This window comes from Amycolatopsis sp. NPDC114504 (genome assembly GCF_055633595.1).
In genome coordinates, this window is the sequence record NZ_JBVKDU010000003.1 from 1203193 (window position 1) to 1225142 (window position 21950).

Sequence of the window (21950 nt, forward strand, 5' to 3'; positions counted from 1 at the left end):
GTCCCAGCCTACGTGGCACCCCCGACAAGTTTCCGATCACGGCTGGTCGCGCAGCAGTTCCGCCACCTCCGCGAGCCGCGGCAGCTGCTCGTCGAACACCTTCGGATCCGTGCTCGCGATGCGCAGCAGGACGTGCTCCGCGCCTTCGTACTCACGAAGCCGCGAAGCGACCTCCGCGACGCTTCCCGTCACCTGCATCTGGATCCCCTGGACGTACTCCGCCGGCGCGCCGTAGTTGGTGAGGCAGTACTCCTCGAGCAGCGCACGCCCACGGTCGGCGTCGTCCTCGACCAGGACCGTCGCGAACAGCGCCGGCGTCACCGGACGCGACGCCTCAGCGCGGATCCGGGCCAGGCCGGACACGTAGTCCGCGGGGTCCGGCGGGTAGGGCAGCCAGCCGTCGTACAGCCGTCCGACGCGCTCCAGCGCGCCCGGCGTGTACGCCGCCAGCCACACCGGCGGTCCGCCCGGCCGCGCGGGCGAGGGGAAGGACGGCAGCGAGTCGTAGTGCAGCACCTCGCCGTGGAACGACGACTCACCGCGCCACGCCGCTCGCCACAGGCCCACGATGTCGTCGAGGCGAGCCCGCCGTCGCGCCCACGGCACTCCCACGAACGCGAACTCCGGCTCGCTCCGCCCGGCGAACCCCGCGCCGACCGCCACCGTGAGCCGGCCGCCGCTGAGCAAATCGAGCGAAAGCAGCTGGTTCGCCGAGAGAACCGGGTCCCGCAACGCCGGGAGCAGCGCGGACGTCCCCAGGGTCACCCGCGAGGTCCGGCCGGCGAAGGCGCCCAGCACGGTGAAAGCGTCCAGCGGAGCCCGCGCGAGGGTGTCGCCCACCCACACCGAGTCGAGGCCGAGCTCTTCGGCGGCGACGGCGGCGTCGACCAGCTCGGGTGCGGTCCGCCCGGCGTCGAGGATGGGCTGGTAGGTCGGTACGACCAGGCCGTAGTTCGTCATGCCGGAAGCGTCGCCGAAGCGGGGAATGCCCTCAATTCCCCGCGGGGAATGGCGTGGCCGAGCAGGATGGGGCCGTGGACTTCGGAACGGCGCTCAAGGACTGGCGCACCCGGCGGCGGCTCAGCCAGCTCGACCTGGCCCTGCGCGCGGGCACGACGCAGCGGCACGTCAGCTTCATGGAGAGCGGCCGCTCGGTGCCCGGCCGCGGCATGGTGCTGCGCGTCGCGGAGTCCCTCGAACTGCCCCTGCGCGAGCGCAACGGCCTGCTCCACGCCGCCGGCTACGCGCCGACGTACCCCGAGACGAAGCTCGGCGACCCGGCGATCCGGCCGGTGCTCGACGGGCTGCGGCGGCTGCTCGACGGCCACCGCCCCTACCCCGCGATCGTCGTCGACCGCTACGGCCTGCTCGTCGCGAAGAACGACGCGTTTTCCCTGCTCATCGAGGGTGTCGACCCGGAGCTACTCGAAGAACCGGTCGACACGCTGCGGCTCGCGCTGCACCCGCGCGGGATGGCGCCGCGCGTCCGGAACCTCGACGACTGGGCCCGGCACATCCTCGAGCGCCTCCGCAACGACCTCGCGCGCACCCCGGACGACCGGCTCGCCGCGCAGCTCGCCGAGCTGAAGGGGTACCTGCCGCCGGAACGGCCGCCGAGCGCGGACCACCTCGGTTTCGCCGTGCCGGTGCGACTGTCCACTTCGGCCGGTGAGCTCCGGCTGATCACGGCGATCACGACGTTCGCGACCGCCGCCGACGTCACCGTGTCGGAGCTCAAGCTGGAGACGTTCCTGCCCGCGGACGCCGAAACCGCGGAACGCCTTCAGAGCACCAGCGCCGTCACCTGACCCATCAGCAGCTCCGCGCTCGCCCACAGCACGGCCGCGCACCCGCTGCCCGCGGCGAACCGGCGGTACGGCATCGCCGCCGAGCCCGCGACGCGCGGCACCAGCGTCCGGACGCCGGCCAGGCAGCGGCCCGCGACCACCGCCGGGACGCCGTAGCGCGCGACCGCCGCTTCGGCGCGGTCCCAGCGGTCCTGGCCGACGCGGCGGGCGAGCCGCGGTCCCCACGAACGTCCTTCGAAGTACGCCACCTGATCGCCGAGGAACGCCGCGAACACGGCCACCGGCAAAGCGATTCCGAAGTGGAGCGTGCCCCGCTCGGCGAGGAACCCCATGAGCAGCAACGCCGACAGCGTCGGCAGCACGATTCCGGGCAGCAGCGCGGTTTCCGCCGTGATCAGCAGCGCGCAGACGAGGTAGACGACCGGCGGTGGAGCGTCAAGCAGTGGCCGCAGCAGGCTGTCCATGGCTCGTCCTCCCCACCGCCACCGGCAGCGCCGCGCGGTAGACGAACGCGGGCGGCAGGTTCCCCCAGACGACCGAAGTGCGCTCCACGACGGCGAAACGGCTTCGCAGCGAAGCGGCGAAGCGACGCGCGGGTGGCGTCCAGGCCGTGTGGGCGTACGCGAACGTCGTGAACCGGCCGTTCGGGGCGAGCGCCGCCGTGACCGCGTCGAGGATGCGTTGCTGGCGGTCCGCGGTCATGGCCGTCCACGGCAGTCCGGAGACGACGACGTCGAGGTGGCCGGCGTCGAGGTGCTCCGCCGAACCGGTGACGACGTCGGCCCGGGGGAAGCGCTTGCGCAGCGAAGCAGCGAAACGCGGGTTGATCTCGTAAGCGGTCAGGCGCGCTTCGGGGCGAAGCAGCGCGAGGACCGCTTCGGTGAACACGCCCGTGCCCGGCCCGAGCTCGGCGACGCGGGCCGCGCGTTCCAGGCCGAGGCCCGCCGTCATCGTCCCGGCCAGCCGGGGCGAGCTGGGCGCGATCGCGCCCGTCAGCATCGGGTGGCGGAGGAATTCCCTGGTGATCGACATGATCCCGACGTTAGGAACGGCACGGGTGGCCGCGAATCCGCCGGCTCGGCCGGTGTCGTCCTCCCCGGGGAGGACACGATCGGGCCGAAGGGATGACGACCCGGGGCGGGTCGCGGCGTTACGTTCGATGGCGTGGAACGACTCGTCGTGTGGGTACGCAAGCACCGGTGGACGGTGGATCTTCCGCTGTACGGCGTGTTCGTCTTCCTGAGCCCGAACTGGAACGACGCCGGCTCGTGGGGTGTCCGCGCGATCCCCATGCTGTTCCTGCTCCCCCTGCTGGTCCGCCGCCGGTTCCCGCGGACCGTCGCGGTGCTGACCATCGCCGGCGCGGCGGCGGTGTACCTCAACGAGGTCTGGGCGTACGACCGCGGCCGCACCGAGCTGGCCATGGCGGTGGTGCTGTTCACGCTGGTGAAGCAGGGTCGGCGGTGGTTCGCCGCGGCGATCGCCCTCGCGATCGGCGTGCTCGACGTCCAGTGGGGCGTCCTCTGGGGGACCTACTCGGACAGTCCCACGTTCATCATCGTCAGCGCGTTCCCCCTGCACATCGCCGCGTGGGCGCTCGGGGAGTTCTTCCGCACCAAGGAACAGCTCGCCGCGGAGGAGGAGAAACGCGCCGACGCCCAGTCACGCGCCGCCGTCGCGGAGGAGCGCACCCGGATCGCGCGCGAGCTCCACGACGTCCTCGCGCACAGCATGAGCGTGATCGTGCTGAACGCCGAAGGCGCGAAGCTCGCCCGGCACCGCGACCCCGAAGCCGTCGACCGCACGCTCGACACGATCGGCCGCACGGGCCGGGACGCGCTCGCCGAGCTGCGGCGGCTCCTCGAAGTCCTGCACGCCGGCCAGGCGGCGCGCAGCCCCCAGCCGAGCATCGACGAGCTGCGTGAGCTCGTCGACCAGTGCGGCCGCGCCGTCGCGCTCGAGGTCACCGGCGACCCCGGTGCCCTGTCCGCGAGTGCCGCGCTGCAGGCGTACCGGATCGTCCAGGAGGCACTGACCAACATGATCAAGCACGCCCCGGCCGACGCGACCGGCCGCGTCGAAGTCGCGTTCGAACCGGCCGAGGTCCGGATCGAGGTGACGAACACCGGCGGGCGGGCCGCACCCGCACCGGCGCCCGCGCTGCCCTCGTCCGGGCGCGGGCTGGCCGGGATGCGCCAGCGGGTCGAGATGTTCCACGGCGAGCTGGCGCACGAGCCGTTGCCGGACGGCGGCTACCGCGTGCGGGCGAGCCTGGCGGTCGGGTCGTGACGGCGCGGGTCCTGCTCTGCGACGACCAGGAGCTGGTGCGCGTCGGGCTGCGGATGATCGTCGAGAGCCAGGACGACCTCGTGGTCGTGGCCGAGGCCGCGAACGGTGAAGAGGCCGTCGCGAAGGCCCGCGAGCTGCGGCCGGACCTGGTGCTGATGGACGTCCGGATGCCGGTGCTCGACGGCGTCACGGCGACCGGGCGGATCTGCGCCGAGCTGCCCGACGTGCGCGTCCTGATCATCACGACGTTCGACCTCGACGAGTACGCGTACGCCGCCCTGCGCGCGGGTGCCAGCGGGTTCCTGGTCAAGGACGCGCCGTCGGAAGAGATGCTCGTGGCGATCCGCGGCGTGCTGCGCGGCGACTCGATGGTCTCGCCGTCGGTGACGCGGCGGCTGCTCGACCGCTACCTCGCCGACGACCGCGATCCGGTGGACGTCGCCAAGCTCGACGTGCTGACCGAGCGCGAGAAGGACGTGCTGGGGCTCATCGCGCGCGGGCACTCCAACGGCGAGATCGCGGCGAAGCTGTACATCGGCGAGACGACGGTGAAGACGCACGTCGGGCGGATCCTCGGCAAGCTGCGGCTGCGCGACCGGGTGCACGCGGTGGTGTTCGCCTACGAGTCCGGACTGGTGCGTCCAGGTACTTGATCACACCCTATTTATCTCCTTGATAGGGAAGGATAGAGTATTTTGCATGACGATATACAAGTCCGAAGCCGGTGCCCGCCTCCTGCGTGAGCGCTACCTCGAAGCCCTGACGGCGTGGCCGGACCACGACCAGGTGCGCGTGCCGACGCCCGAGGGCGAGACGTTCGTGCTGGTCGCCGGGCCGGCGAACGCGCCGCCACTGGTGCTGCTGCACGGCTCCGGCAGCAACTCGGCGGAGTGGGCGCAGCGGATCCCCGCGCTGGTGGAGCGGTTCCGGGTGTACGCGGCCGACATCATCGGCGAGCCGGGGATGAGCGCCGAGACGCGGCCGCCGCTCGGCAGCGACCGGTACGCGCGGTGGCTGGACGCCGTGCTGGACCACTTCGACGTCTCCCGGGCAGCCTTCCTGACGTCGTCGTTCGGCGGCTGGCTCACGCTCGACTACGCGACGCGGCGGCCCGGGCGCGTCTCCGCGCTGGCGCTGCGGTGCCCGATCGGCCTCGGCCCGATGAAGAAGGGGTTCGTCGTCAAGGCGGTGTTCCTGGCCCTGCTCGGGGAGAAGGGACGGCGGAAGTCCGTCGCCGGCGTCGTGGGCGAGCCGGAGTCGTCGCCGATCGTCGAGCAGCAGCTGCTCGTGTCCGCGCACTACCGCTACCGCACCGGCCCGTTCCCGGTCTTCGGCGACGCGGCGCTGGAGCGGCTGAGCATGTCGGTGTACGCCGTCGCGGGAGCGGAGGACGCGATGGTCGACTCCGCGACGACCAAGCGTCGCCTCGAAGCGGCCGGCGCGGTCGTCGACCTGGTACCCGGCACCGGGCACTACATCCCCGGCTCGGGCGACCTGGAGTTCCTGAAGGCGTCGGCGGCGAACGGCGATTTCACCGCTTGATGGCAGGATGAGCCGTATGCGGTGTGTGCTGGGTCTCATCGGAGCAGTGTCCCTGCTGGTGGCGGGCTGCTCGGGCGCCTCGAGCGCGCCGGTCCAGAACATCCCGCCCGCGTCCACGCCGGCGACGTCGAGCGGGAAGTTCAAGGTCGAGACGGTGACCGCCGGGCTGCAGCACGGCTGGGACATCGGCTTCCTGCCCGACGGCGGCATCCTCGTGCCACAGCGGCCCGGCAAGCTCGCGCTGGTCCGCGACGGGAAAGCCACCGACGTCAAGGCCGACTTCTCCGACGTCCTCGTGCAGGGCGAGGGCGGGCTGCTCGGCATGGTCATCAGCCCCGACTTCGCGACCAGCCGCGAGTTCATCACCTGCCAGGACCACCAAGAGGGTGGCAAGGCCGTCGACATCCGGCTGGTCACGTGGAAGCTGGCCGAAGACGGCGGGAGCGCGTCGAAGGTCAAGGACCTGCTGACCGGGCTGCCGGTGAACCCGAGCGGCCGGCACTCCGGCTGCCGGCCGACGTTCGCACCGGACGGCGCCCTGCTGGTCGGCACCGGCGACACGGCCCGCGCGTCGATCGCGCAGGACCGCCACTCCCTGGGCGGAAAGGTGCTGCGGCTGGACGCGAAGACCGGGAACTCGTTGCCGGACAACCCGTTCATCACGTCGTCGAACCCGAAGGAACGGCTGATCTACACGTTCGGCCACCGCAACGTCCAGGGCGTGGCGATCCGGCCGGGCAGCGGCCAGGTGATCACCGCCGAGCACGGCCCGACCTTCGACGACGAGGTCAACCTGCTGAAGCCGGGCGCGAACTACGGCTGGGACCCGTCCAAGGGCGGCACGGACTCGAGCTACGACGAGAGCGTGCCGATGACCGACCTCAAGCGGTTCCCCGACGCGGTGAGTCCACTGTGGACATCCGGCAAGATCACCGAAGCGATCAGCGGCGACGCGTTCCTGACCGGCGCGCAGTGGGGCAAGAACGACGGCGCGCTGGTCGTGGTGGCGCTGAAGGGCCAGAAGCTGCTGCTGTACCACTTGGACGCGGCGGGCAAGGTCCTGGACGTCTCGCTCCCGCCGGAGTTCGACGACAAGTTCGGCCGGTTGCGGGCCGTGCGGACCGGCCCGGACGGCGCGCTGTACGTGACGACTTCGGACGGGACGGACGACAAGTTGCTGAAGGTCACACCGGCCTGAGCATGAGAAAACCACGGCCGCTGAGTGCCGTGAACACTTCCGCCGGGGCGGCGGATCGCGGAACATGGTGTGTACCAAGAGTTTTCGCCCGCCCCCGACGGTTGTTGGACGCGGTCCGAAGATAGCGTTCCCGCGGCAGCACCGCGCCGGTCCCCGAGCGCCATCGCCGACCTGGCGATCGGGGACCGGCCTCCAAACCGTGCCCCGCCCGGCGAACCCTAGGATCGGGGCATGACCAAGATCGACCCGGCCACGTCCGCGCTCGTGCTCGTCGACCTGCAGGAGCGGATCGTCGCGCTGCCGACCACGCCCTACAGCGGGAAAGAGGTCGTCGCGAACGCGCTTCGGCTGCGGACAGCGTTCCGCGAGGCCGGCGCGTCCGTGGTGATCGTCAAGGTGTCGCGGCCGGACAACCCGCCGGGCAACGAGCTCGTCTTCGACGCGCAGGACGACAAGATCGTCACCAAGTACGCGATCGGCGGCTTCGCGAACACCGACCTCGACGAGTTCCTGCGCGGAGCCGGCGTGAAGACGGTGTACTTCGGCGGAATCGCGACGGAGTTCGGCGTCGAGTCGACCCTCCGCGCGGCCAGCGACCACGGCTACGACACGGTGGCGGTGTCGGACGCGATGACCGCACTGTCCGAGATCTCGCACGAAAACGCGATCACGAAGATCTTCCCGCGCCTCGGCACGGTCGTGACGACGGACGAAGTGTTGGCGGGCCTGGCGTGATCGACAAGGTCGCGTGGATCCACGTGGTGGACGGCCGCGTCCTGGCGGCCCGCTCACGCGGCAAGGACAAGTTCTACCTGCCCGGCGGCAAGCGCGAGCCGGGCGAGACGGACGTCGAGACGCTGGTCCGCGAGATCCGCGAAGAGCTGGACGTCGAGATCAAGCCGTCGACGATTTCCCCGGCGGGCACGTTCGAAGGCCAGGCGCACGGCAAGGCGGAGGGCACGGTGGTCCGCACGACGGCTTACTCGGCGGAGTACACCGGGACGTTGGCGGCCAGCAGCGAGATCGAGGAGATCGCGTGGTTGGCCTACGCGGACCGGCCCCGGGTGTCGTTGGTGGCGCAACTCATCTTCGACCACCTGCACGAGACGGGCCAGCTGCGGTGATCGACAAGATCGCCTGGCTGCACCCGGTGAACGGCCGGATCCTCAGCACGCGTTCACGCGGCAAGGAGGTGTACTACCTCCCGGGCGGCAAGCGCGAGCCGGGCGAGACGGACGTCGAAACGCTGATCCGCGAGATCCGCGAAGAACTGGACGTCGAGATCGAGCCGTCGACGATTTCGCCGGCGGGCGCGTTCGAGGCGGAGGCCCACGGCCACGCGGGGACTTTGGTCCGGATGACCTGCTACACGGCGGAGTACACGGGGACTTTGGCCGCCAGCAGCGAGATCGAAGAGATGGTGTGGCTGAGGTATGCGGACCGCGACCGGGTCTCGGCGGTGGACCGGCTGATCTTCGACCACCTGCGCGAGACGGGCGTGCTCAGGTAGCGAGGAACTCGGCGACGTCCGCGCTGAACCGGCGCAGTTCTTCGCCCGGCGTGACGAACGTCCGGACGGTGCACGACCAGTGGCGAGTCCAGCCGGAGTCGGGTCCGTGCAACGTCCACGCCAGCTCCACGGAACGGCCGTGGTGGGTCGCGTGGAGTTCGAGGTCGTCGCGAAAGGACTTCCACACCCGCTCGCCCGCCCGCCCAGCCACGGAAGTCCCGGTCAAGGCCGGCGGCGAACGTCCCGAGGCCGTCGCCGTGGAGGGTCTCCACGCTCAGAGTGACGGCCAAGCCGGTGCTTTCGGCCCGCGCCGTGAACCACACCAGGTCGCCCTCCGACGCGTCGAGGTCCGCGAAGGTTATCGCGGCGCCAGGCCCCGTCAGGGAAACCGTCACCCCAGTCGCAGCTTCGGCTTGTGCTCCAGGTGCGAAAGCCCGTTCCAAGCCAAATTCACCAGGTGCGCCGCGACTTCGTCCCGCTTCGGCTTGCGCGCGTCCAGCCACCACTGTCCCGTCAGCGCGACCATTCCCACCAATGCCTGCGCGTACAGCGCCGCCAGTTTCTCGTCGTAGCCTCGGGCCGCGAACTGCTGGGCCAGAATGTGTTCCACCTGGCTCGCGATGTCGTTCAACACCGTCGAGAACGTCCCCGTGGAACTCGCCACCGGGGAATCGCGGACCAGGATGCGGAAACCGTCGTGGGAATCCTCGACGTACGACAGCAACGCCGTCGCCGCTTGTTCCAGCATCACGCGGGGGTGGCCGCCGTGCAGGGTGGACACCATGCGCTCCAGCAGCAGCTGGGTCTCGCGGTCCACCACCACCGCGTAGATGCCCTCTTTGCCGCCGAAGTGTTCGTACACCACGGGTTTCGACACGTTGGCGCGGTGCGCGATCTCCTCGATCGACGTTCCGTCGAAGCCCTTTTCGGCGAACAACGCCCGCGCCACGTTCAGCAATTGCTGACGCCGCTCGCTGCCGGTCATCCGGACGCGCGTCACCGGGGCGACCGGACGCGCCCCGGTGACCTGCTGCTCACGCTTCGACCGTCGTCTCCCCGCCACTCCCCGAACCCTACTTGACTAGCCCTTTTCCGTCGCGATTCGGGCCAGGCGCTGCGGGGTCGGCCAGCGGACGTCGTGCACCCAGCCGAACTTCTCGAAGATCCAGATCAGCCGCGCGGAAATGTCGATCTGGCCGCGCTTGACGCCGTGGCGCGCGGACGTCGGGTCGGCGTGGTGCAGGTTGTGCCACGACTCGCCGAAGCTGAAGATCGCCAGCGGCCAGAAGTTCGCCGACTTGTCGCGCGCGGCGAACGGGCGCTCGCCGATCATGTGGCAGATCGAGTTGACCGACCACGTCACGTGGTGCAGCACGCAGATGCGCACCAGCCCGGCCCAGAAGAACGCGGTGACCGCGCCCCACAGCGACCAGGAGATCAGCCCGCCCAGCAGGGCCGGCAGCGCCAAGCTGACCAGCGACCACAGCCAGAACAGGTCGTCGACCTTCTTGATCGCCGGGTCCTTGACGAGGTCGGGCGCGAAGCGCTCGGCGTTGGTCTGGTCGCGCTCGAAGAGCCAGCCCATGTGCGCGTGCCAGAAGCCCTTGGCGATGGCCCACGGCGAGGTGCCGAACGCCCACGGCGAGTGCGGGTCGCCGTCGCGGTCGGAGAACGCGTGGTGGCGGCGGTGGTCGGCGACCCAGGTGATGACCGGGCCCTGCAGCGCGATGCTGCCGGCGATGGCCATGACCACGCGCAGCCACGGCTTGGCCTTGAACGAGCCGTGCGTGAAGTAGCGGTGGTAGGACACCGTGATGCCGAGCCCGCTGATCGCGTAGAACACCACGAAGATGCCGACGTCGACCCAGCTCAGTCCCCAGCCCCAGGCGAAGGGCACCGCGACCAGCAGTGCCACCAGCGGCGCGATCACGCCGAAGTAGACCGACAGCTGCACGCCGATGCCTCGCGTGCCTTCAGTAACGGGTTTGGGCCCCTTGGGAGCCGAAGGCTCCCCGGTGGGCTGAGAACGGTCGAGCGTGGCCGTCATACGCTTCACTTCTCCCTATGCGGGCAACCTTTGACGTAGGGTGCCCTAACCTACGATGCCGTAAGTTACGGTACAGGAGGTTTCGGCGACTGGGGAGTGCCGGAAGCCTCACACCCGTACTTCGGAACCGGGGTACCCGGCGGACTGGGCGGTAACGCATCCCCCGCGCGGACGACACCCGATCGTCGCTATCCTGACCAGGATCGATCCGCCGTAGTGTAATCGGCAGCACTTCAGATTTTGGTTCTGACAGTTCAGGTTCGAATCCTGGCGGCGGAGCAGCTCGAGGACCCGAACCCACGACACCGGGAGGTTGGCGCTGACCGACGAGGCGACCGACCCGGGTCCGGCCAGGCGTCCCGCCCTGGCCGAGATGTCCGACGCCTGGCTTGTCGGGCGTGCGCGGGAACTGATCGCCGCGGTCCAGCGGCAGGAGTACACCCAGCAGCTGCAGATCGTCGAGCTCATGGACGAGCTGCTCGACGAGACCCAGCGCCGCGGCGAGCCGACGATGATCGCGCAGCTCCTGCGCGCGTCCGCGATCGCCCGGCTGATCACCAGGGGCCTGGCCGCGGAAGCCGAACCGCGGCTCGACGAGATGCTCGCGCACACCCGGCGGCACGGCCTCGCCCTGCTGCGGGCCGACGCGCACGCGCTGCGCGGCCGCCGGCTGGTGATCGCCTCGCAGGAAGACCCCGCGCTCACCGAGATCGCCCGCGCGCTGGCCATCCTCGACGACTCCGCGATCCCGAACCGGCAGGTCGGCATCCGCCAGTGGAACCGGATGCTGTGGTCGGCGCTGAACGACTGCTGGATCGTGCTGAACCAGCTCGGCGTGTACGAAGCGGCCGAAGAGGTCATCGGCCGTGCGGCCTCCGCGATCCGCGAGAGCGCGAGCCCGCACGAAATCACGCTGCAGCTGATGAACCGGGTCAAGATGCTGCTCGGCTGGGGCCTGCGGCTCGAGCGCATCGACGAGTACGACGAGAGCGCCGAGAAGTTCCGCACCGCCGCCTCCATGGCCGTGGCCGCCGAAGGCCCGTTCACCGAGTCGCTGTTCCCGCGGAAGGCGGGCGTCGCGGCCGTCGACCAGGTCGGCGTCCTCGCCTCGGCGCAGGCGCTGCACAGCCCGAGCTCCGACCAGATCGACCGGCTCCGGGCGCTGCACGAAGGCACCGGCTACCCGGGCGAACGCGAGATCGTCGCCATCGCGCTGGCCCGCTGCCTCGACCAGGCCGGCCGCCGCGAAGAGGCGCTCGATGTGCTGCGGCACGCCCGCGAGTCGCTGACCGACGACACCTCGCAGCCGTCGATGCGGCTGAACATCGCCCGCGAGCTGGCCCGGCTGGACACCAGCCCGGACTACGCGTCCGGCGCGAGCCAGTCGCTGATCGACTACGCCACCCGGCTCGAGTCCGAGATGTGGAGCCTGCGCGAGTCGCAGATCGCCACGCTGAACGCGCGCCGCGAGCACGAACGGCTCTCCGCCGAGCACGGCGCGATCACCCAGCAGGCCCTGCAGGACCCGCTCACCGGCCTGCCGAACCGGCGCGCGCTGGACGAGAAGCTGCGCCTGCTCGCGTCGTCGGCCGACGCCCAGCCCCTCGCCGTCGCGCTGGTCGACCTCGACGGCTTCAAGGGCGTCAACGACAAGGCGTCGCACGCCGAAGGCGACAACGTGCTGCGCGTCGTCGCGAGCACGCTGCGTGACGCCCTGCGCGGCGACGACCTCGTGGCGCGCTACGGCGGCGACGAGTTCATCGTCCTGCTCCCGGGCACGCCGGCGTCCGCGGCGAAGATGGCGCTCGGCCGCGCGGTGAAGTCCGTCGCGGGACTGCCGCACCACCTGTCGCACGGCGTCACACTGTCCATCGGGCTCGTCTCACTAAGGCCGCAGGAGCGCGGCGAGCAGGTCCTCGCCCGCGCGGACGCGGCCATGTACCAGGCAAAACGCGGCGGCGGCAACCAGGTGGCCTCGGCCAACTCGATGGTCGCCGACCCGGGCGGTGCGTGGCCGGGCGACGCCCCACCTACCGACCCCGCGTGGGACACCGAAGAGCACAGTTAGGATCTGAGCCCGACAGAAGCCATTCATTGGTAACCGTTGGGAGCGCCGTTGACCGGCCCGCTGAGCACGTTGATCCTCGCCGCGGGTGAGGGCACCCGCATGCGATCCGCGACCCCGAAGGTGTTGCACCCGATCGCCGGGCGGCCCCTCGTCGAGCACGCCGTCCGGGCCGCCGCCGGCCTGGACCCCGAGCACCTCGTGGTGGTGACCGGCCACGGCCGCGAGGCCGTCGGCGCCCATCTCGCCACGGTCGCCACGGCACTCGGGCGCGAGGTCGGCACCGCGGTGCAGGCCGAGCAGAAGGGCACCGGCCACGCGGTGGGCTGCGCGCTCGCGACCCTGCCGGCCGACCTCACCGGCACCGTGATCGTCAGCTACGGCGACGTCCCGCTGCTCGACACCGCGACGCTGCGCGCCCTGCTCGACGAGCACACCGACGCGAAGAACGCCGTCACCGTGCTCACCGCGGTGGTCGACGACCCCACCGGCTACGGCCGCATCACGCGCGACGACGCCGGCAAGGTCACCGGGATCGTCGAGCACAAGGACGCCACCCCGGCGCAGGCCGAGATCACCGAGATCAACTCGGGCGTCTACGCCTTCGACGCCGCGGTGCTGCGCGACGGCCTTTCGCGCCTGTCGACCGACAACGCGCAGGGCGAGCTCTACCTCACCGACGTACTGGGCATCGCGGACGGCGACGGGCTGCACGTCGGCGCCCTCGTCGTCGACGACCCGTGGCTGACCGAGGGCGTCAACGACCGCGTCCAGCTGTCGGTGCTCGGCGCCGAGCTCAACCGCCGGATCGTGCGGCGCTGGCAGCGCGAAGGCGTCACGGTCGTCGACCCCGCGTCGACCTGGATCGACGCCGGCGTGACGCTGTCGCGGGACGTCGTCATCGAGCCGGGCGTCCAGCTCAAGGGCTCGACGTCGGTCGGCGAGGGCAGCACGGTCGGCCCGGACAGCACGCTGACGAACGTCAAGATCGGGGCGGGCGCCTCGGTGGTGCGGGTGCACGGCTCCGACTCCGAGCTGGGCGACCGCGTCAACGTCGGTCCGTTCACCTACCTGCGGCCGGGCACGAAGCTGGGCGAGAAGGCCAAGCTCGGCGCGTTCGTCGAGACGAAGGCCGCCGACATCGGCGCCGGCACGAAGGTGCCGCACCTCACCTACGTCGGCGACGCCACGATCGGTGAGCACAGCAACATCGGCTGCTCGAGCGTGTTCGTGAACTACGACGGTGTCAACAAGCACCGGACCGTTATTGGTTCGTATGTCCGATTGGGAGCCGACAACACCTTCGTCGCTCCGGTGCAGGTCGGTGATGGCGCTTACAGTGGGGCGGGTGCCGTGATCCGCGAGGACGTCCCGCCGGGCACACTCGCGGTGTCGGCGCCGCCGCAGCGCAACATCGAAGGCTGGGCGATCCGGCGCCGGCCGGGTACGCCCGCGGCGGAGGCGGCCCAGGCCGCCCTCGACGCCGAGTCAGCAGCAGGAACCGACGGGGAGTCGCCAGCATGAGTCCGAAGTCAGGTACGCCGAAGAAGAACTTGATGCTCTTCTCCGGACGGGCGCACCGGGAGCTCGCCGAAGAGGTCGCCGAGCACCTCAACGTGACGATCACCCCGCAGACGGCCCACACGTTCGCCAACGGTGAGCTGTTCGTCCGGTTCGAGGAGTCCGTCCGCGGCACCGACGCCTTCGTCATCCAGGCGCACACCACGCCCATCAACGAGTTCGTGATGGAGCAGCTGATCATGGTGGACGCGCTCAAGCGGGCGAGCGCGAAGCGGATCACCGTGGTGATGCCGTTCTACCCGTACGCGCGCCAGGACAAGAAGCACAAGGGCCGCGAGCCGATCTCGGCCCGGCTGATCGCCGACCTGTTCAAGACCGCGGGCGCCGACCGGATCATGACGGTCGACCTGCACACCGCGCAGATCCAGGGCTTCTTCGACGGCCCGGTCGACCACCTGATGGCGCAGACCGTGCTGGCCGACCACATCAAGAAGACCTACGGCAACGCCGACATCACCGTCGTCTCGCCGGACTCGGGCCGCGTGCGGCTGGCCGAGAAGTGGGCGCAGACGCTGGGCGACCGGCCGATCGCGTTCATCCACAAGACGCGCGACCCGGACAAGCCGAACCAGGCCGTCGCGAACCGCGTGGTCGGCAAGGTCGAGGGCAAGCTCTGCGTCCTGATCGACGACATGATCGACACCGGCGGCACGATCGTGAAGGCCACCGAGGCCCTGATCGACGAGGGCGCGGCGGACGTGGTCATCGCGACGACCCACGGCATCCTGTCCGACCCGGCGACCGAGCGCCTTTCGCAGTGCAAGGCGCGCGAGGTCATCGTGACGAACTCGCTGCCGATCCCCGAGGAGAAGCGCTTCGAGGGACTGACGGTCCTGTCGATCGCCCCGATGCTGGCGGAGGCCATCCAGCAGGTCTTCGAAGACGGCTCGGTGACGTCCCTCTTCGACGGCAACGCCTGAAGAAACCGTCCGCCGGGCGCGAACTCCGCGCCCGGCGGCGGTTCCCGGCGCTAGCGTCACCGGCATGGGGAACTTCAAGTTCGGCGTCAGCCTCCGCGGGATCGGCGGCCGGGACGCCTGGATCGCCAAGTGCCGCCGGGCCGAAGAGCTCGGCTACGACGTCATCACCATCCCGGACCACCTGGGCACCGGGTCGCCGGCGCCGTTCCCGGCACTGGCCATGGCCGCCGCCGTCACCGAACGGCCGCGGCTCGGCACCCTCGTCTCCAACGTGCCCTTCTACAACCTCGCGCTCTTCGCGCGCGAAGTCTCCTCGACGGCCGCGCTGCTCGACGGGCGGCTCGACCTCGGGCTCGGCGCCGGGCACATGAAAGCCGAGTTCGACAACGCCGGACTCCCCTGGCAAAAGGCGTCCGAGCGCATCGCCTACCTCGAAAAGAGCCTCGGCTACCTGCGGAAACACTTCGAAGACGAGGGCATCACCCACCCGCGGCTGCTCATCGCGGGCAACAGCGACGGCGTCCTGGAGCTGGCCGCCGCGCACGCGGACGTCGTCGGGTTCGCCGGGCTCCGGCAGCAGCCCGGGAAGCCGCCGGGCACCTTCAAGCTCGACAACGCCGAGGCGATGGACGAACGCGTCGCGTACTTCCGGTCCCGGGCCGGCGGCGATCCCGAATACAACATGCTGGTCCAGCACGTCGAGGTCACCGACGACCGCCGGGGAGCCGCCGAGGCGTGGCACGTGAAGACCGAGCGCAGCGCCGTCCAGGACGCCCGTGAACTCCTCGACGCGCCCCAGCTCCTGCTGGGCACGGTCGAGGAGATCGCCGGGCAGCTGGAACGCCGGCGCGAGCGCTACGGCTTCTCCTACATCACGGTCTTCGAGCCGTTCCTCGAGACCTTCGCGCCGGTCCTGAAGGAACTTCAGTAAGCGACGGTGAACCGCGCGCGGCGGTGCTTCGGCTGCTCGATCTCGTCGACGTACGCGGTCGCGAAGTCGTCGCCGCCGATGTGCGACTTGCCGTTCTCGTCGGTCACCAGGACGTCGCCGCCGATCCGGAACTCACCCTTGCGCTCGCCCGGCGTCCAGGCACCGAACTCGGCGGCGGGGCTGACGTAGAACCAGTCCAGGCCCTCCGGCTGTTCGCGCAGCAGGGCGAGCACCTCGGCGTGGTTGCCGGCCTCTTCCTTGTACTCGGCCGGGAACTCCGGGGTGTCGAACAGCCGCGGGCCGCCCTCGGCGACCAGCAGGCTCGCCGCACCGCCCACGAACGACAGCCGGACGCCGTTCTCGCGCGCGATCCGCGCCAGCGCCGGCACGGCGTCGATGAGCTTCTTGCCGTCGATCGCGCGGGCCGGGGTGGCCACCACGAACACATCGGCGTCCTTCGCCAAGCTCGCCACGAGCTCCTCGTCGTGCAGCGACCCCTGCCGCTCGTCGACGCCATCGGGCACCGCGCCGGTGTTCCGCGCGACGCCGACCACCTCGTGTCCGCGCCGCAGCGCCTCGGTGCCGATCCTGCCCCCGGCGTACCCGGTCCCCCCGAAAACCACCAGCTTGGCCATGTCACTTCTCCCGTTCGAATCGGCTGTACCCCCACTTCTTGAGCGGGGCGTGGGGACCGCGCCCCCACTAAGCAGAGCCGATGCTAGGAACGGAAGATCACCTACTTCAACGGAAGGAACGCACCCCCGGGTAGGTGTCCAGCTCAGCCGCCCAGGCCCGCGAACTCCGCGGCGACCTTCTGCTTCACCGCGTTGACGTCGAGGGCCGCGCGCACCTCCGCCGTCGCGTTCGGCTTGGACAGCACCTGGTAGCTGGCCGTGCGGTTCGGCAGCTTGAACTTGACCGTGCAGGACATCTTGACCGTCGCGTACGGCTCGGCGTCGGCCGCCGTCGTGCAGGTCTGCGCGCCGAGCGAGTCGGCGCTGACCTCGACCGAGAGGTTGATGTGCACGACGCTCTTGCCGCCCGCGGCCGGCGAGCCGACCACGCTGGTGGAGACGTCGACGGTCGTCGTGCAGGAGCCGACGAAGTCCTTGCAGTCGAGGGTGTCGTTCGTGACGACGGCGCTGGCCTGCACCAGGCCCTCGAACGGCTGGCCCAGCCCGCCGACGGCGTTGTCGAGGTCGGTGTGGAACGTCTTCAGCGCGTCGCCGGCGACCGGGTCGACGCGGAACTCGGCGCCGAACTTCGGGCCGGCCTGCGGGTCGAGCAGCGCCGGGGCGAAGCTGACGACCCGGTTCGGCTTGGCCGTGGTGACGCGCAGGACGCTCGGCGCGGCGCCGAGCTGGTAGACCTCGGTGCCGTCCGGCAGCTTCGCCTTCACCGGGTCGCCCAGCCGGTCGAGGCCGGTCAGGGCCTTGCGCAGCCCGTCGGCGAGCGCCTGCGGGGCGAACCGGGCCGCGGGGTCGAAGGGCAGCTCGGACCCGAGCGAGCGCACCCAGCTCGTGCCGAACTGCGTGTCCTCGTCGATGGCGTGCGCTTTCCAGTAGTCGGCGTCGGCCTGCAGGTAGAACTGCCCCGCGGCCGAGGTCACCTGGACGACGCGCCCCTCGACCGGCAGCCCGCCGAAGGCGTTGCCGCCGCGGGTGACCCGGAACTGCTGCTCGGCGCCCTTGGCCGCCGACTTCAGGGAGAGCGCGGGCGTCTGGCCCAACGCGGTGAGGGCAGCGTCGACCGCGGCGCGCTGCTCGGCGCGCCGATCGGCCGTCTGCTGCCCGGCCGCGGAGACCCCGGCGCTGCCGGGGACCGCCACCTGGCAGCCGGCCAGCAGTCCGCCCAGCAGCAGCACCGCCGCCACCATGGCCCGTCGAGCCCGCATCTTTTCCGCCCCTTGCTCCGCGTCTGCGTCCGAGCACACCTCGGCCGGTGAAGTCCCGCCACCGGATTTGTGTCGTCACGCACCGGGGATAGGAGGGTTCTAGCCTGGTCCGGGCCCCCGCCGCAACCCACCGTGATGAGGTTGGTTTACACTCTTGAGGTTGTCTCGGCGAGGCGGGGCCCCACTGGGGTGCCCGGCGTGATCGACGCGGCGGCTCGGAGTAGCTCCCGGCTGTTGTGCACGCCCGGAAAACTCGCCGCCGAACGCGACCACTGAACAGAACACCGCATCCCCCGCCGCAGCATGCTGTTCACCGCACCATGTTCGTGATTTGAAGGAGTGCCACACCGTGTCCGAGGTACGTCTGTCCGTCGAGCCGCGCACCGAGTTCGGCAAGGGCGCCGCGCGCCGTACGCGTCGCGCCGGCAAGATCCCCGCCGTCCTGTACGGCCACGGCTCGGACCCGCGGCACTTCGCGCTGCCGGCCATCGAGTTCGCCCGCGTCGTCCGCGAGAACGGCTCCAACGCCGTCATCACGCTCGACCTCGAGGGTTCCGACGAGCTGGCGCTGACGAAGACCATCGTCGTCCACCCGCTGAAGAACTACATCGAGCACGTCGACCTGCTGGTCGTCAAGCGCGGCGAGAAGATCGTCGTCGACGTCCCGCTGGTCGTCTCCGGCAACCCCGGCCCCGGCGGCCTGGTCAACCAGGGCATCGACACCCTGCAGGTCGAGGTCGAGGCGCTGCACATCCCGGAGCAGTTCGAGCTCTCGATCGAGGGCGCCGAGATCGGCACCCAGTTCCTGGCCAGCCAGGTCGAGCTGCCGCAGGGCGCCGTCCTGGTCACCGACCCCGACGCGCTCGTCGTGGCCGTCAACGAGCCGCAGCGTGAAGAGGCCGACGACGACGCCGCCGAAGCGGGCGAAGAGTCGGCCGAAGCCGCCGAATAACATTTCCGCATGACCGAAGACCTGCCCGGGGCCGGCGAGCTGATCCTGCTCGCCGGCCTTGGCAATCCCGGACCCCAGTACGCCGGAAACCGGCACAATGTCGGCTTCATGGTGCTGGACGAGCTCGCCTCCCGGATCGGCGGCAAGTTCAAGACGCACAAGAGCGGCGGCGAGGTGCTCGAAGGCCGGCTGGCCGGCCGCCGCGTCGTGCTGGTGAAGCCGCGCACCTACATGAACCTCTCCGGCGGGCCCGTGGTCGGTGCGGCGCGGTTCTACAAGGTGCCGCCGACCGGCATCGTCGTGGTGCACGACGAGCTGGACGTCGACTTCGGCGCGCTGAAGCTCAAGTTCGGCGGCGGCGACAACGGGCACAACGGACTCCGCTCGATCACGAAGTCGCTCGGCACCCGTGACTACTACCGGGTCCGGTTCGGCATCGGCCGCCCGCCCGGCCGCCAGGACCCGGCGGACTTCGTGCTGAAGGACTTCGGGACGGTCGAGCGCAAGGAGCTCCCGTTCGAGGTGGACCGGTGCGCGGACGCGACCGAAGCGCTGGTCGGCACCGGTCTCGCGGCCGCGCAAAACGCCTTCCATGCGGGCTGACATCGGTGGCAAGGTGAACCTATGACCCCTGACGAAGTCCGGGCGATCGCGTTCGGCAAACCCCGCTTCGGCCGGCGCGGCTACAACGAGGACGAGGTCGACGCCTTCCTCGACCTGATCGCCGATGCGCTCGACGGCCGGAACATCCTGACCGCCGACGACATCCACTACGTCGATTTCACGATCATGCCCGTCGGCATGCGCAGCTACGACCAGGCTCAGGTCGACCTGTTCCTGGACGAGGCCGAGGCGGCGCTCATCGAGCTGCGGAACCCGCGGCCGGTGGTCGAGGAGCGGCGCCCCGAGGGCCCGCGGAAGTGGTTCGGCCGCAGCTGACGATGTGAAACCGGCCACACAGCGCTGCGTAGTTCCGGCTCACTCACAGGCGGATGGCGGCCGCCCATCGGGGTGAGCTTCCCGGTCCGCCCCTTCCGGGGGAACCCGTTCACGGGTTAGGACGGTGTACGGGAGTTCGCACCGCCAAACCCCGGAATCGGAGAGTTCCATGTCGTTCACCGCCGAAGACCTCGCCGAGGTCACCTTCGGTAACGCCCCGATCGGCCGCCGTGGCTACGCCAAGCACGAGGTCGACGAGTTCGTCCGGCGCATCGCCAAGACGTTCGCCGAGGAGGACGACCTGACCGCCGCCGAAGTGCACCACGTCATCTTCGCGAAGCCGTTGATCGGCAAGCGCGGCTACGACGAACGCGAGGTCGACGACTTCCTCGACACGGTGGAAGACCAGCTCGCCACCCGCACCGGCCACGCCCCGGACCTCCCGGGCGCCCGCACGGCTTCGGAAGCGATGGCCGAACGCGCCATGCCGCCGACCCTGCGCGCGGAGCGCCTCCAGCAGCGCTGACCGCTCCGGCGGCGGGCCGGCGACGGCCCGCCGCCGGAGTGCGTCAGGAGTCGGCGTTCTTCTTGATCTTGTCCGCGAACTGCTGCGCCGTCGCCGCGCGCTTGACCTTGCCCGACGGGGTCTTCGGCAAGCTGCCCGCCGGCAGCACCACCACCGCGTACGGCCGCATGTCGACCGCGTCGCGCACCCGGGCCGAGACCTGCTTCATCAGGTCCTTCTCGGCCTCGGCGTCGCCCGCCAGCTTCGACTCCACGACCACCGCGAACCGCTCGCGCCGGCTGCCCGCGTCCAGCCGCACCGCCACCGCGTTGCCCGCCCGGACCCCCTCGACCGACGTCGCCGCGCGCTCGATGTCCGTCGGGTACAGGTTGCGGCCGCCCATGATGATGACGTCCTTGCGCCGGCCGCAGATGACGATCTGGCCGTCCACCAGGTAGCCGAGGTCGCCGGTGTTCAGCCAGCCTTCGGCGTCCTGCGTGTCGAGCGGGCCCTCCATGGTCAGGTAGCCGGGTGTCACGGCCTCGCCGCGCAGCCGGATCTCGCCGACCTCACGCTCGCCGACGCGCGCACCCGCGTCGTTGACGATCTCGGCTTCCAGGCCGTCCAGCGGCGGGCCGAGCACCGCGAACGACCGGACGCTGTCGGTATCGCGCCGCGGGTCGCCCTCGGGCACCGGCACCGCGCGGTTGTCCGCCTCCAGCGCGTCGGCCTCGACGACGTCGAGCGTGAGCCCGGTGAACAGCGGCGCGAACGACACCGCGAGCGTCGCCTCGGCCATGCCGTACGCCGGGAAAACGCATTCCGGCGGCATCTTGAACCGGGCACCGGCGTCCACGAAGGTCCGGACGGCGGTCTCGTCGATGGGCTCGGCGCCGTTCAAGGCGATGCGCAGCTTCGAAAGGTCGTAGGCATCGTCCTCGTCGACGCGCGCCATCCGGCGTCCGACGATCGCGTACGCGAAGTTCGGCGCCGCCGTCGTCGTGCCGTGGTACTTGGTGATCAGCTCGGGCCAGATCAGCGGTCCCGAAAGGAACTCGACCGGCGTGATCTTGACGAGCTCGACGCCGAAGGTCATCGGCACGGTCAGGAAGCCGACCATCCCCATGTCGTGGAACGTCGGCAGCCAGGACACCATGACGTCGGTGTCGAAGTCGAACTCCGCGCGGTCGACCATGGCCTTGACGTTGGAGTACAGGTTCCCGTAGGTGATCCGCACGGCCTTGGGGTCGGCGGTCGAGCCGCTCGTCAGCTGCAGGAGCGCGGTCTCGCCCTCGTCGGTGGCGACGACGTCGGCGAGGGGCTCGGCATCGACGAGGTCGCTGATCAGCTTGAAGCCGATGCCCTTCTCCTCGAGCACCGGGGCCAGCTGGTCGAAGGGCTCGCCCAGCAGCACGAGGTTCGAGCCGATCATCCCGAGCACGCGCACGGTGTCCTCGGCCCACTCGGCGAGGTCGGTGCGCGGGGTGGGCTGGTGCAGCATGGTGACGCTGCCCCCGGCCAGCCAGACGGCCTGCACGGTCGGCGCGATCAGCACCGGCGCGGCGGCCAGCACCCCGACGGCCGTACCCCGCTCGAACCCGGCGCCGACCAGCCCGCCGGCGACCCGCCGGGCTTCTTCGTGCACCTCGGCCCAGGTCCGCCGAACCGGCTCCTTGGGCTCCCCGGTGACCATGCCACGCTGCTGACCTCGTCCCGCCGCGGTGGCGACGAGCGTGTCCACGAACCTGCTCATGGGCGTCAGATTACTG

Annotated in this window: 25 protein-coding genes, 1 tRNA gene and 1 pseudogene; 17 read left to right on the top strand and 10 right to left on the bottom strand. The window is 70.6% G+C overall.

What is annotated here, in order from left to right; all coding sequences use genetic code 11:
* Nucleotides 1–36: 36 nt before the first annotated feature.
* Entirely contained in the window at nt 37–960 is a 924-nt protein-coding gene (locus ACZ7PG_RS27095; protein ID WP_470241866.1) for an LLM class flavin-dependent oxidoreductase, read from the bottom strand.
* Between the two features lie 74 nt (nt 961–1034).
* Here ACZ7PG_RS27095 and ACZ7PG_RS27100 point away from each other — a divergent pair, with 74 nt between their 5' ends.
* Nucleotides 1035–1808 carry an MmyB family transcriptional regulator gene (locus ACZ7PG_RS27100; RefSeq protein ID WP_470241867.1) on the top strand — a complete coding sequence of 258 codons (774 nt, stop codon included), beginning with the start codon at nt 1035–1037 and terminating at the stop codon, nt 1806–1808.
* Here the strand turns inward: ACZ7PG_RS27100 and ACZ7PG_RS27105 are convergent.
* Nucleotides 1784–2272 (bottom strand): DedA family protein, encoded by a 489-nt coding sequence (locus tag ACZ7PG_RS27105; protein ID WP_470241868.1) that lies wholly within the window; start codon nt 2270–2272, stop codon nt 1784–1786. The two genes, ACZ7PG_RS27100 and ACZ7PG_RS27105, sit on opposite strands and share 25 nt — an antisense overlap.
* Nucleotides 2244–2840, bottom strand: a complete 597-nt coding sequence (locus ACZ7PG_RS27110) for a class I SAM-dependent methyltransferase (RefSeq protein WP_470241869.1) — start codon at nt 2838–2840, stop codon at nt 2244–2246. The genes ACZ7PG_RS27105 and ACZ7PG_RS27110 overlap by 29 nt, the downstream gene beginning before the upstream one ends.
* A gap of 132 nt (nt 2841–2972) precedes the next feature.
* Here ACZ7PG_RS27110 and ACZ7PG_RS27115 point away from each other — a divergent pair, with 132 nt between their 5' ends.
* The 7 genes from ACZ7PG_RS27115 (at nt 2973) to ACZ7PG_RS27145 (ending at nt 8347) form a co-directional block, all read left to right on the top strand.
* Nucleotides 2973–4097: a sensor histidine kinase gene (locus ACZ7PG_RS27115; protein WP_470241870.1), complete on the top strand. Its 1125-nt coding sequence runs from the start codon at nt 2973–2975 to the stop codon at nt 4095–4097.
* Nucleotides 4094–4750, top strand: a complete 657-nt coding sequence (locus tag ACZ7PG_RS27120; RefSeq protein ID WP_470241871.1) for a response regulator — start codon at nt 4094–4096, stop codon at nt 4748–4750. Before ACZ7PG_RS27115 ends, ACZ7PG_RS27120 begins: the two co-directional genes overlap by 4 nt.
* Nucleotides 4751–4796: 46 nt before the next feature.
* Nucleotides 4797–5639: an alpha/beta fold hydrolase gene (locus tag ACZ7PG_RS27125; protein ID WP_470241872.1), complete on the top strand. Its 843-nt coding sequence runs from the start codon at nt 4797–4799 to the stop codon at nt 5637–5639.
* 16 nt (nt 5640–5655) lie between these two features.
* Nucleotides 5656–6837, top strand: coding sequence for a PQQ-dependent sugar dehydrogenase (locus tag ACZ7PG_RS27130; RefSeq protein ID WP_470241873.1), 1182 nt, complete (start codon nt 5656–5658; stop codon nt 6835–6837).
* Between the two features lie 231 nt (nt 6838–7068).
* Nucleotides 7069–7572, top strand: a complete 504-nt coding sequence (locus tag ACZ7PG_RS27135) for an isochorismatase family protein (RefSeq protein WP_470241874.1) — start codon at nt 7069–7071, stop codon at nt 7570–7572.
* A complete protein-coding gene (locus tag ACZ7PG_RS27140) occupies nt 7569–7961 on the top strand; it encodes an NUDIX hydrolase (protein WP_470241875.1) in 393 nt (130 codons plus the stop codon). Before ACZ7PG_RS27135 ends, ACZ7PG_RS27140 begins: the two co-directional genes overlap by 4 nt.
* Nucleotides 7958–8347, top strand: coding sequence for an NUDIX hydrolase (locus ACZ7PG_RS27145; RefSeq protein WP_470241876.1), 390 nt, complete (start codon nt 7958–7960; stop codon nt 8345–8347). The genes ACZ7PG_RS27140 and ACZ7PG_RS27145 overlap by 4 nt, the downstream gene beginning before the upstream one ends.
* Here the strand turns inward: ACZ7PG_RS27145 and ACZ7PG_RS27150 are convergent.
* From ACZ7PG_RS27150 to ACZ7PG_RS27165, 4 genes and pseudogenes are all read right to left on the bottom strand, one after another.
* Nucleotides 8340–8558: a DUF6228 family protein gene (locus tag ACZ7PG_RS27150; RefSeq protein ID WP_470241877.1), complete on the bottom strand. Its 219-nt coding sequence runs from the start codon at nt 8556–8558 to the stop codon at nt 8340–8342. The genes ACZ7PG_RS27145 and ACZ7PG_RS27150 overlap by 8 nt on opposite strands.
* Before the next feature lie 40 nt (nt 8559–8598).
* A pseudogene (locus tag ACZ7PG_RS27155) lies at nt 8599–8853 on the bottom strand (hypothetical protein); the annotation flags it as partial.
* Nucleotides 8739–9332: a TetR/AcrR family transcriptional regulator gene (locus tag ACZ7PG_RS27160; RefSeq protein WP_155544196.1), complete on the bottom strand. Its 594-nt coding sequence runs from the start codon at nt 9330–9332 to the stop codon at nt 8739–8741. The gene ACZ7PG_RS27160 and the pseudogene ACZ7PG_RS27155, both read right to left, overlap by 115 nt.
* 96 nt (nt 9333–9428) lie before the next feature.
* Nucleotides 9429–10394, bottom strand: coding sequence for an acyl-CoA desaturase (locus ACZ7PG_RS27165; RefSeq protein ID WP_470241878.1), 966 nt, complete (start codon nt 10392–10394; stop codon nt 9429–9431).
* 207 nt (nt 10395–10601) lie between these two features.
* Between ACZ7PG_RS27165 and ACZ7PG_RS27170 the strand changes: the two genes are divergently transcribed.
* The 5 genes from ACZ7PG_RS27170 to ACZ7PG_RS27190 all read left to right on the top strand — a co-directional run bounded on the left by ACZ7PG_RS27170 (nt 10602) and on the right by ACZ7PG_RS27190 (nt 15891).
* Nucleotides 10602–10673: transfer RNA gene (locus tag ACZ7PG_RS27170), tRNA-Gln, on the top strand.
* A gap of 34 nt (nt 10674–10707) precedes the next feature.
* Nucleotides 10708–12462 carry a GGDEF domain-containing protein gene (locus tag ACZ7PG_RS27175; RefSeq protein WP_470241879.1) on the top strand — a complete coding sequence of 585 codons (1755 nt, stop codon included), beginning with the start codon at nt 10708–10710 and terminating at the stop codon, nt 12460–12462.
* A 48-nt stretch (nt 12463–12510) separates the two neighbouring features.
* Complete coding sequence (glmU, locus tag ACZ7PG_RS27180) at nt 12511–13983, top strand: bifunctional UDP-N-acetylglucosamine diphosphorylase/glucosamine-1-phosphate N-acetyltransferase GlmU (protein ID WP_470241880.1); 1473 nt, start codon at nt 12511–12513, stop codon at nt 13981–13983.
* The gene (locus ACZ7PG_RS27185) at nt 13980–14960 is read left to right on the top strand and encodes a ribose-phosphate diphosphokinase (protein ID WP_470241881.1); all 981 of its coding nucleotides are present in this window, start codon (nt 13980–13982) and stop codon (nt 14958–14960) included. The genes glmU and ACZ7PG_RS27185 overlap by 4 nt, the downstream gene beginning before the upstream one ends.
* A gap of 64 nt (nt 14961–15024) precedes the next feature.
* On the top strand, nt 15025–15891 hold the full coding sequence (locus tag ACZ7PG_RS27190; protein ID WP_470241882.1) for a TIGR03621 family F420-dependent LLM class oxidoreductase: 867 nt from the start codon (nt 15025–15027) through the stop codon (nt 15889–15891).
* On the opposite strand, the gene ACZ7PG_RS27195 is transcribed toward ACZ7PG_RS27190, so the two are convergent.
* Nucleotides 15885–16526 (bottom strand): NAD(P)-dependent oxidoreductase, encoded by a 642-nt coding sequence (locus ACZ7PG_RS27195; RefSeq protein WP_470241883.1) that lies wholly within the window; start codon nt 16524–16526, stop codon nt 15885–15887. The genes ACZ7PG_RS27190 and ACZ7PG_RS27195 overlap by 7 nt on opposite strands.
* Before the next feature lie 143 nt (nt 16527–16669).
* Complete coding sequence (locus tag ACZ7PG_RS27200) at nt 16670–17764, bottom strand: hypothetical protein (protein WP_470242427.1); 1095 nt, start codon at nt 17762–17764, stop codon at nt 16670–16672.
* 370 nt (nt 17765–18134) lie between these two features.
* Between ACZ7PG_RS27200 and ACZ7PG_RS27205 the strand changes: the two genes are divergently transcribed.
* The 4 genes from ACZ7PG_RS27205 (at nt 18135) to ACZ7PG_RS27220 (ending at nt 20202) form a co-directional block, all read left to right on the top strand.
* Nucleotides 18135–18737, top strand: a complete 603-nt coding sequence (locus ACZ7PG_RS27205; RefSeq protein WP_470241884.1) for a 50S ribosomal protein L25/general stress protein Ctc — start codon at nt 18135–18137, stop codon at nt 18735–18737.
* A 9-nt stretch (nt 18738–18746) separates the two neighbouring features.
* Entirely contained in the window at nt 18747–19340 is a 594-nt protein-coding gene (gene pth / locus ACZ7PG_RS27210) for an aminoacyl-tRNA hydrolase (protein WP_470241885.1), read from the top strand.
* 21 nt (nt 19341–19361) lie between these two features.
* On the top strand, nt 19362–19676 hold the full coding sequence (locus ACZ7PG_RS27215; protein ID WP_470241886.1) for a DivIVA domain-containing protein: 315 nt from the start codon (nt 19362–19364) through the stop codon (nt 19674–19676).
* Nucleotides 19677–19845: 169 nt separating this feature from the next.
* Nucleotides 19846–20202: a DivIVA domain-containing protein gene (locus tag ACZ7PG_RS27220; protein WP_470241887.1), complete on the top strand. Its 357-nt coding sequence runs from the start codon at nt 19846–19848 to the stop codon at nt 20200–20202.
* A gap of 43 nt (nt 20203–20245) precedes the next feature.
* Here the strand turns inward: ACZ7PG_RS27220 and ACZ7PG_RS27225 are convergent, their stop codons facing one another.
* The gene (locus tag ACZ7PG_RS27225; RefSeq protein ID WP_470241888.1) at nt 20246–21934 is read right to left on the bottom strand and encodes a fatty acyl-AMP ligase; all 1689 of its coding nucleotides are present in this window, start codon (nt 21932–21934) and stop codon (nt 20246–20248) included.
* Between the last annotated feature and the right edge of the window lie 16 nt (nt 21935–21950).

What these genes read in the sequence shown, in the direction of transcription:
- ACZ7PG_RS27095 (WP_470241866.1), bottom strand. Translation starts at nt 960, where the DNA reads ATGACGAACTACGGCCTGGTCGTACCGACCTACCAGCCCATCCTCGAC.
- ACZ7PG_RS27105 (WP_470241868.1), bottom strand. Translation starts at nt 2,272, where the DNA reads ATGGACAGCCTGCTGCGGCCACTGCTTGACGCTCCACCGCCGGTCGTC.
- ACZ7PG_RS27110 (WP_470241869.1), bottom strand. Translation starts at nt 2,840, where the DNA reads ATGTCGATCACCAGGGAATTCCTCCGCCACCCGATGCTGACGGGCGCG.
- ACZ7PG_RS27125 (WP_470241872.1), top strand. Translation starts at nt 4,797, where the DNA reads ATGACGATATACAAGTCCGAAGCCGGTGCCCGCCTCCTGCGTGAGCGC.
- ACZ7PG_RS27130 (WP_470241873.1), top strand. Translation starts at nt 5,656, where the DNA reads ATGCGGTGTGTGCTGGGTCTCATCGGAGCAGTGTCCCTGCTGGTGGCG.
- ACZ7PG_RS27135 (WP_470241874.1), top strand. Translation starts at nt 7,069, where the DNA reads ATGACCAAGATCGACCCGGCCACGTCCGCGCTCGTGCTCGTCGACCTG.
- ACZ7PG_RS27160 (WP_155544196.1), bottom strand. Translation starts at nt 9,332, where the DNA reads ATGACCGGCAGCGAGCGGCGTCAGCAATTGCTGAACGTGGCGCGGGCG.
- ACZ7PG_RS27165 (WP_470241878.1), bottom strand. Translation starts at nt 10,394, where the DNA reads ATGACGGCCACGCTCGACCGTTCTCAGCCCACCGGGGAGCCTTCGGCT.
- ACZ7PG_RS27185 (WP_470241881.1), top strand. Translation starts at nt 13,980, where the DNA reads ATGAGTCCGAAGTCAGGTACGCCGAAGAAGAACTTGATGCTCTTCTCC.
- ACZ7PG_RS27190 (WP_470241882.1), top strand. Translation starts at nt 15,025, where the DNA reads ATGGGGAACTTCAAGTTCGGCGTCAGCCTCCGCGGGATCGGCGGCCGG.
- ACZ7PG_RS27195 (WP_470241883.1), bottom strand. Translation starts at nt 16,526, where the DNA reads ATGGCCAAGCTGGTGGTTTTCGGGGGGACCGGGTACGCCGGGGGCAGG.
- pth (WP_470241885.1), top strand. Translation starts at nt 18,747, where the DNA reads ATGACCGAAGACCTGCCCGGGGCCGGCGAGCTGATCCTGCTCGCCGGC.
- ACZ7PG_RS27215 (WP_470241886.1), top strand. Translation starts at nt 19,362, where the DNA reads ATGACCCCTGACGAAGTCCGGGCGATCGCGTTCGGCAAACCCCGCTTC.
- ACZ7PG_RS27220 (WP_470241887.1), top strand. Translation starts at nt 19,846, where the DNA reads ATGTCGTTCACCGCCGAAGACCTCGCCGAGGTCACCTTCGGTAACGCC.
- ACZ7PG_RS27225 (WP_470241888.1), bottom strand. Translation starts at nt 21,934, where the DNA reads ATGAGCAGGTTCGTGGACACGCTCGTCGCCACCGCGGCGGGACGAGGT.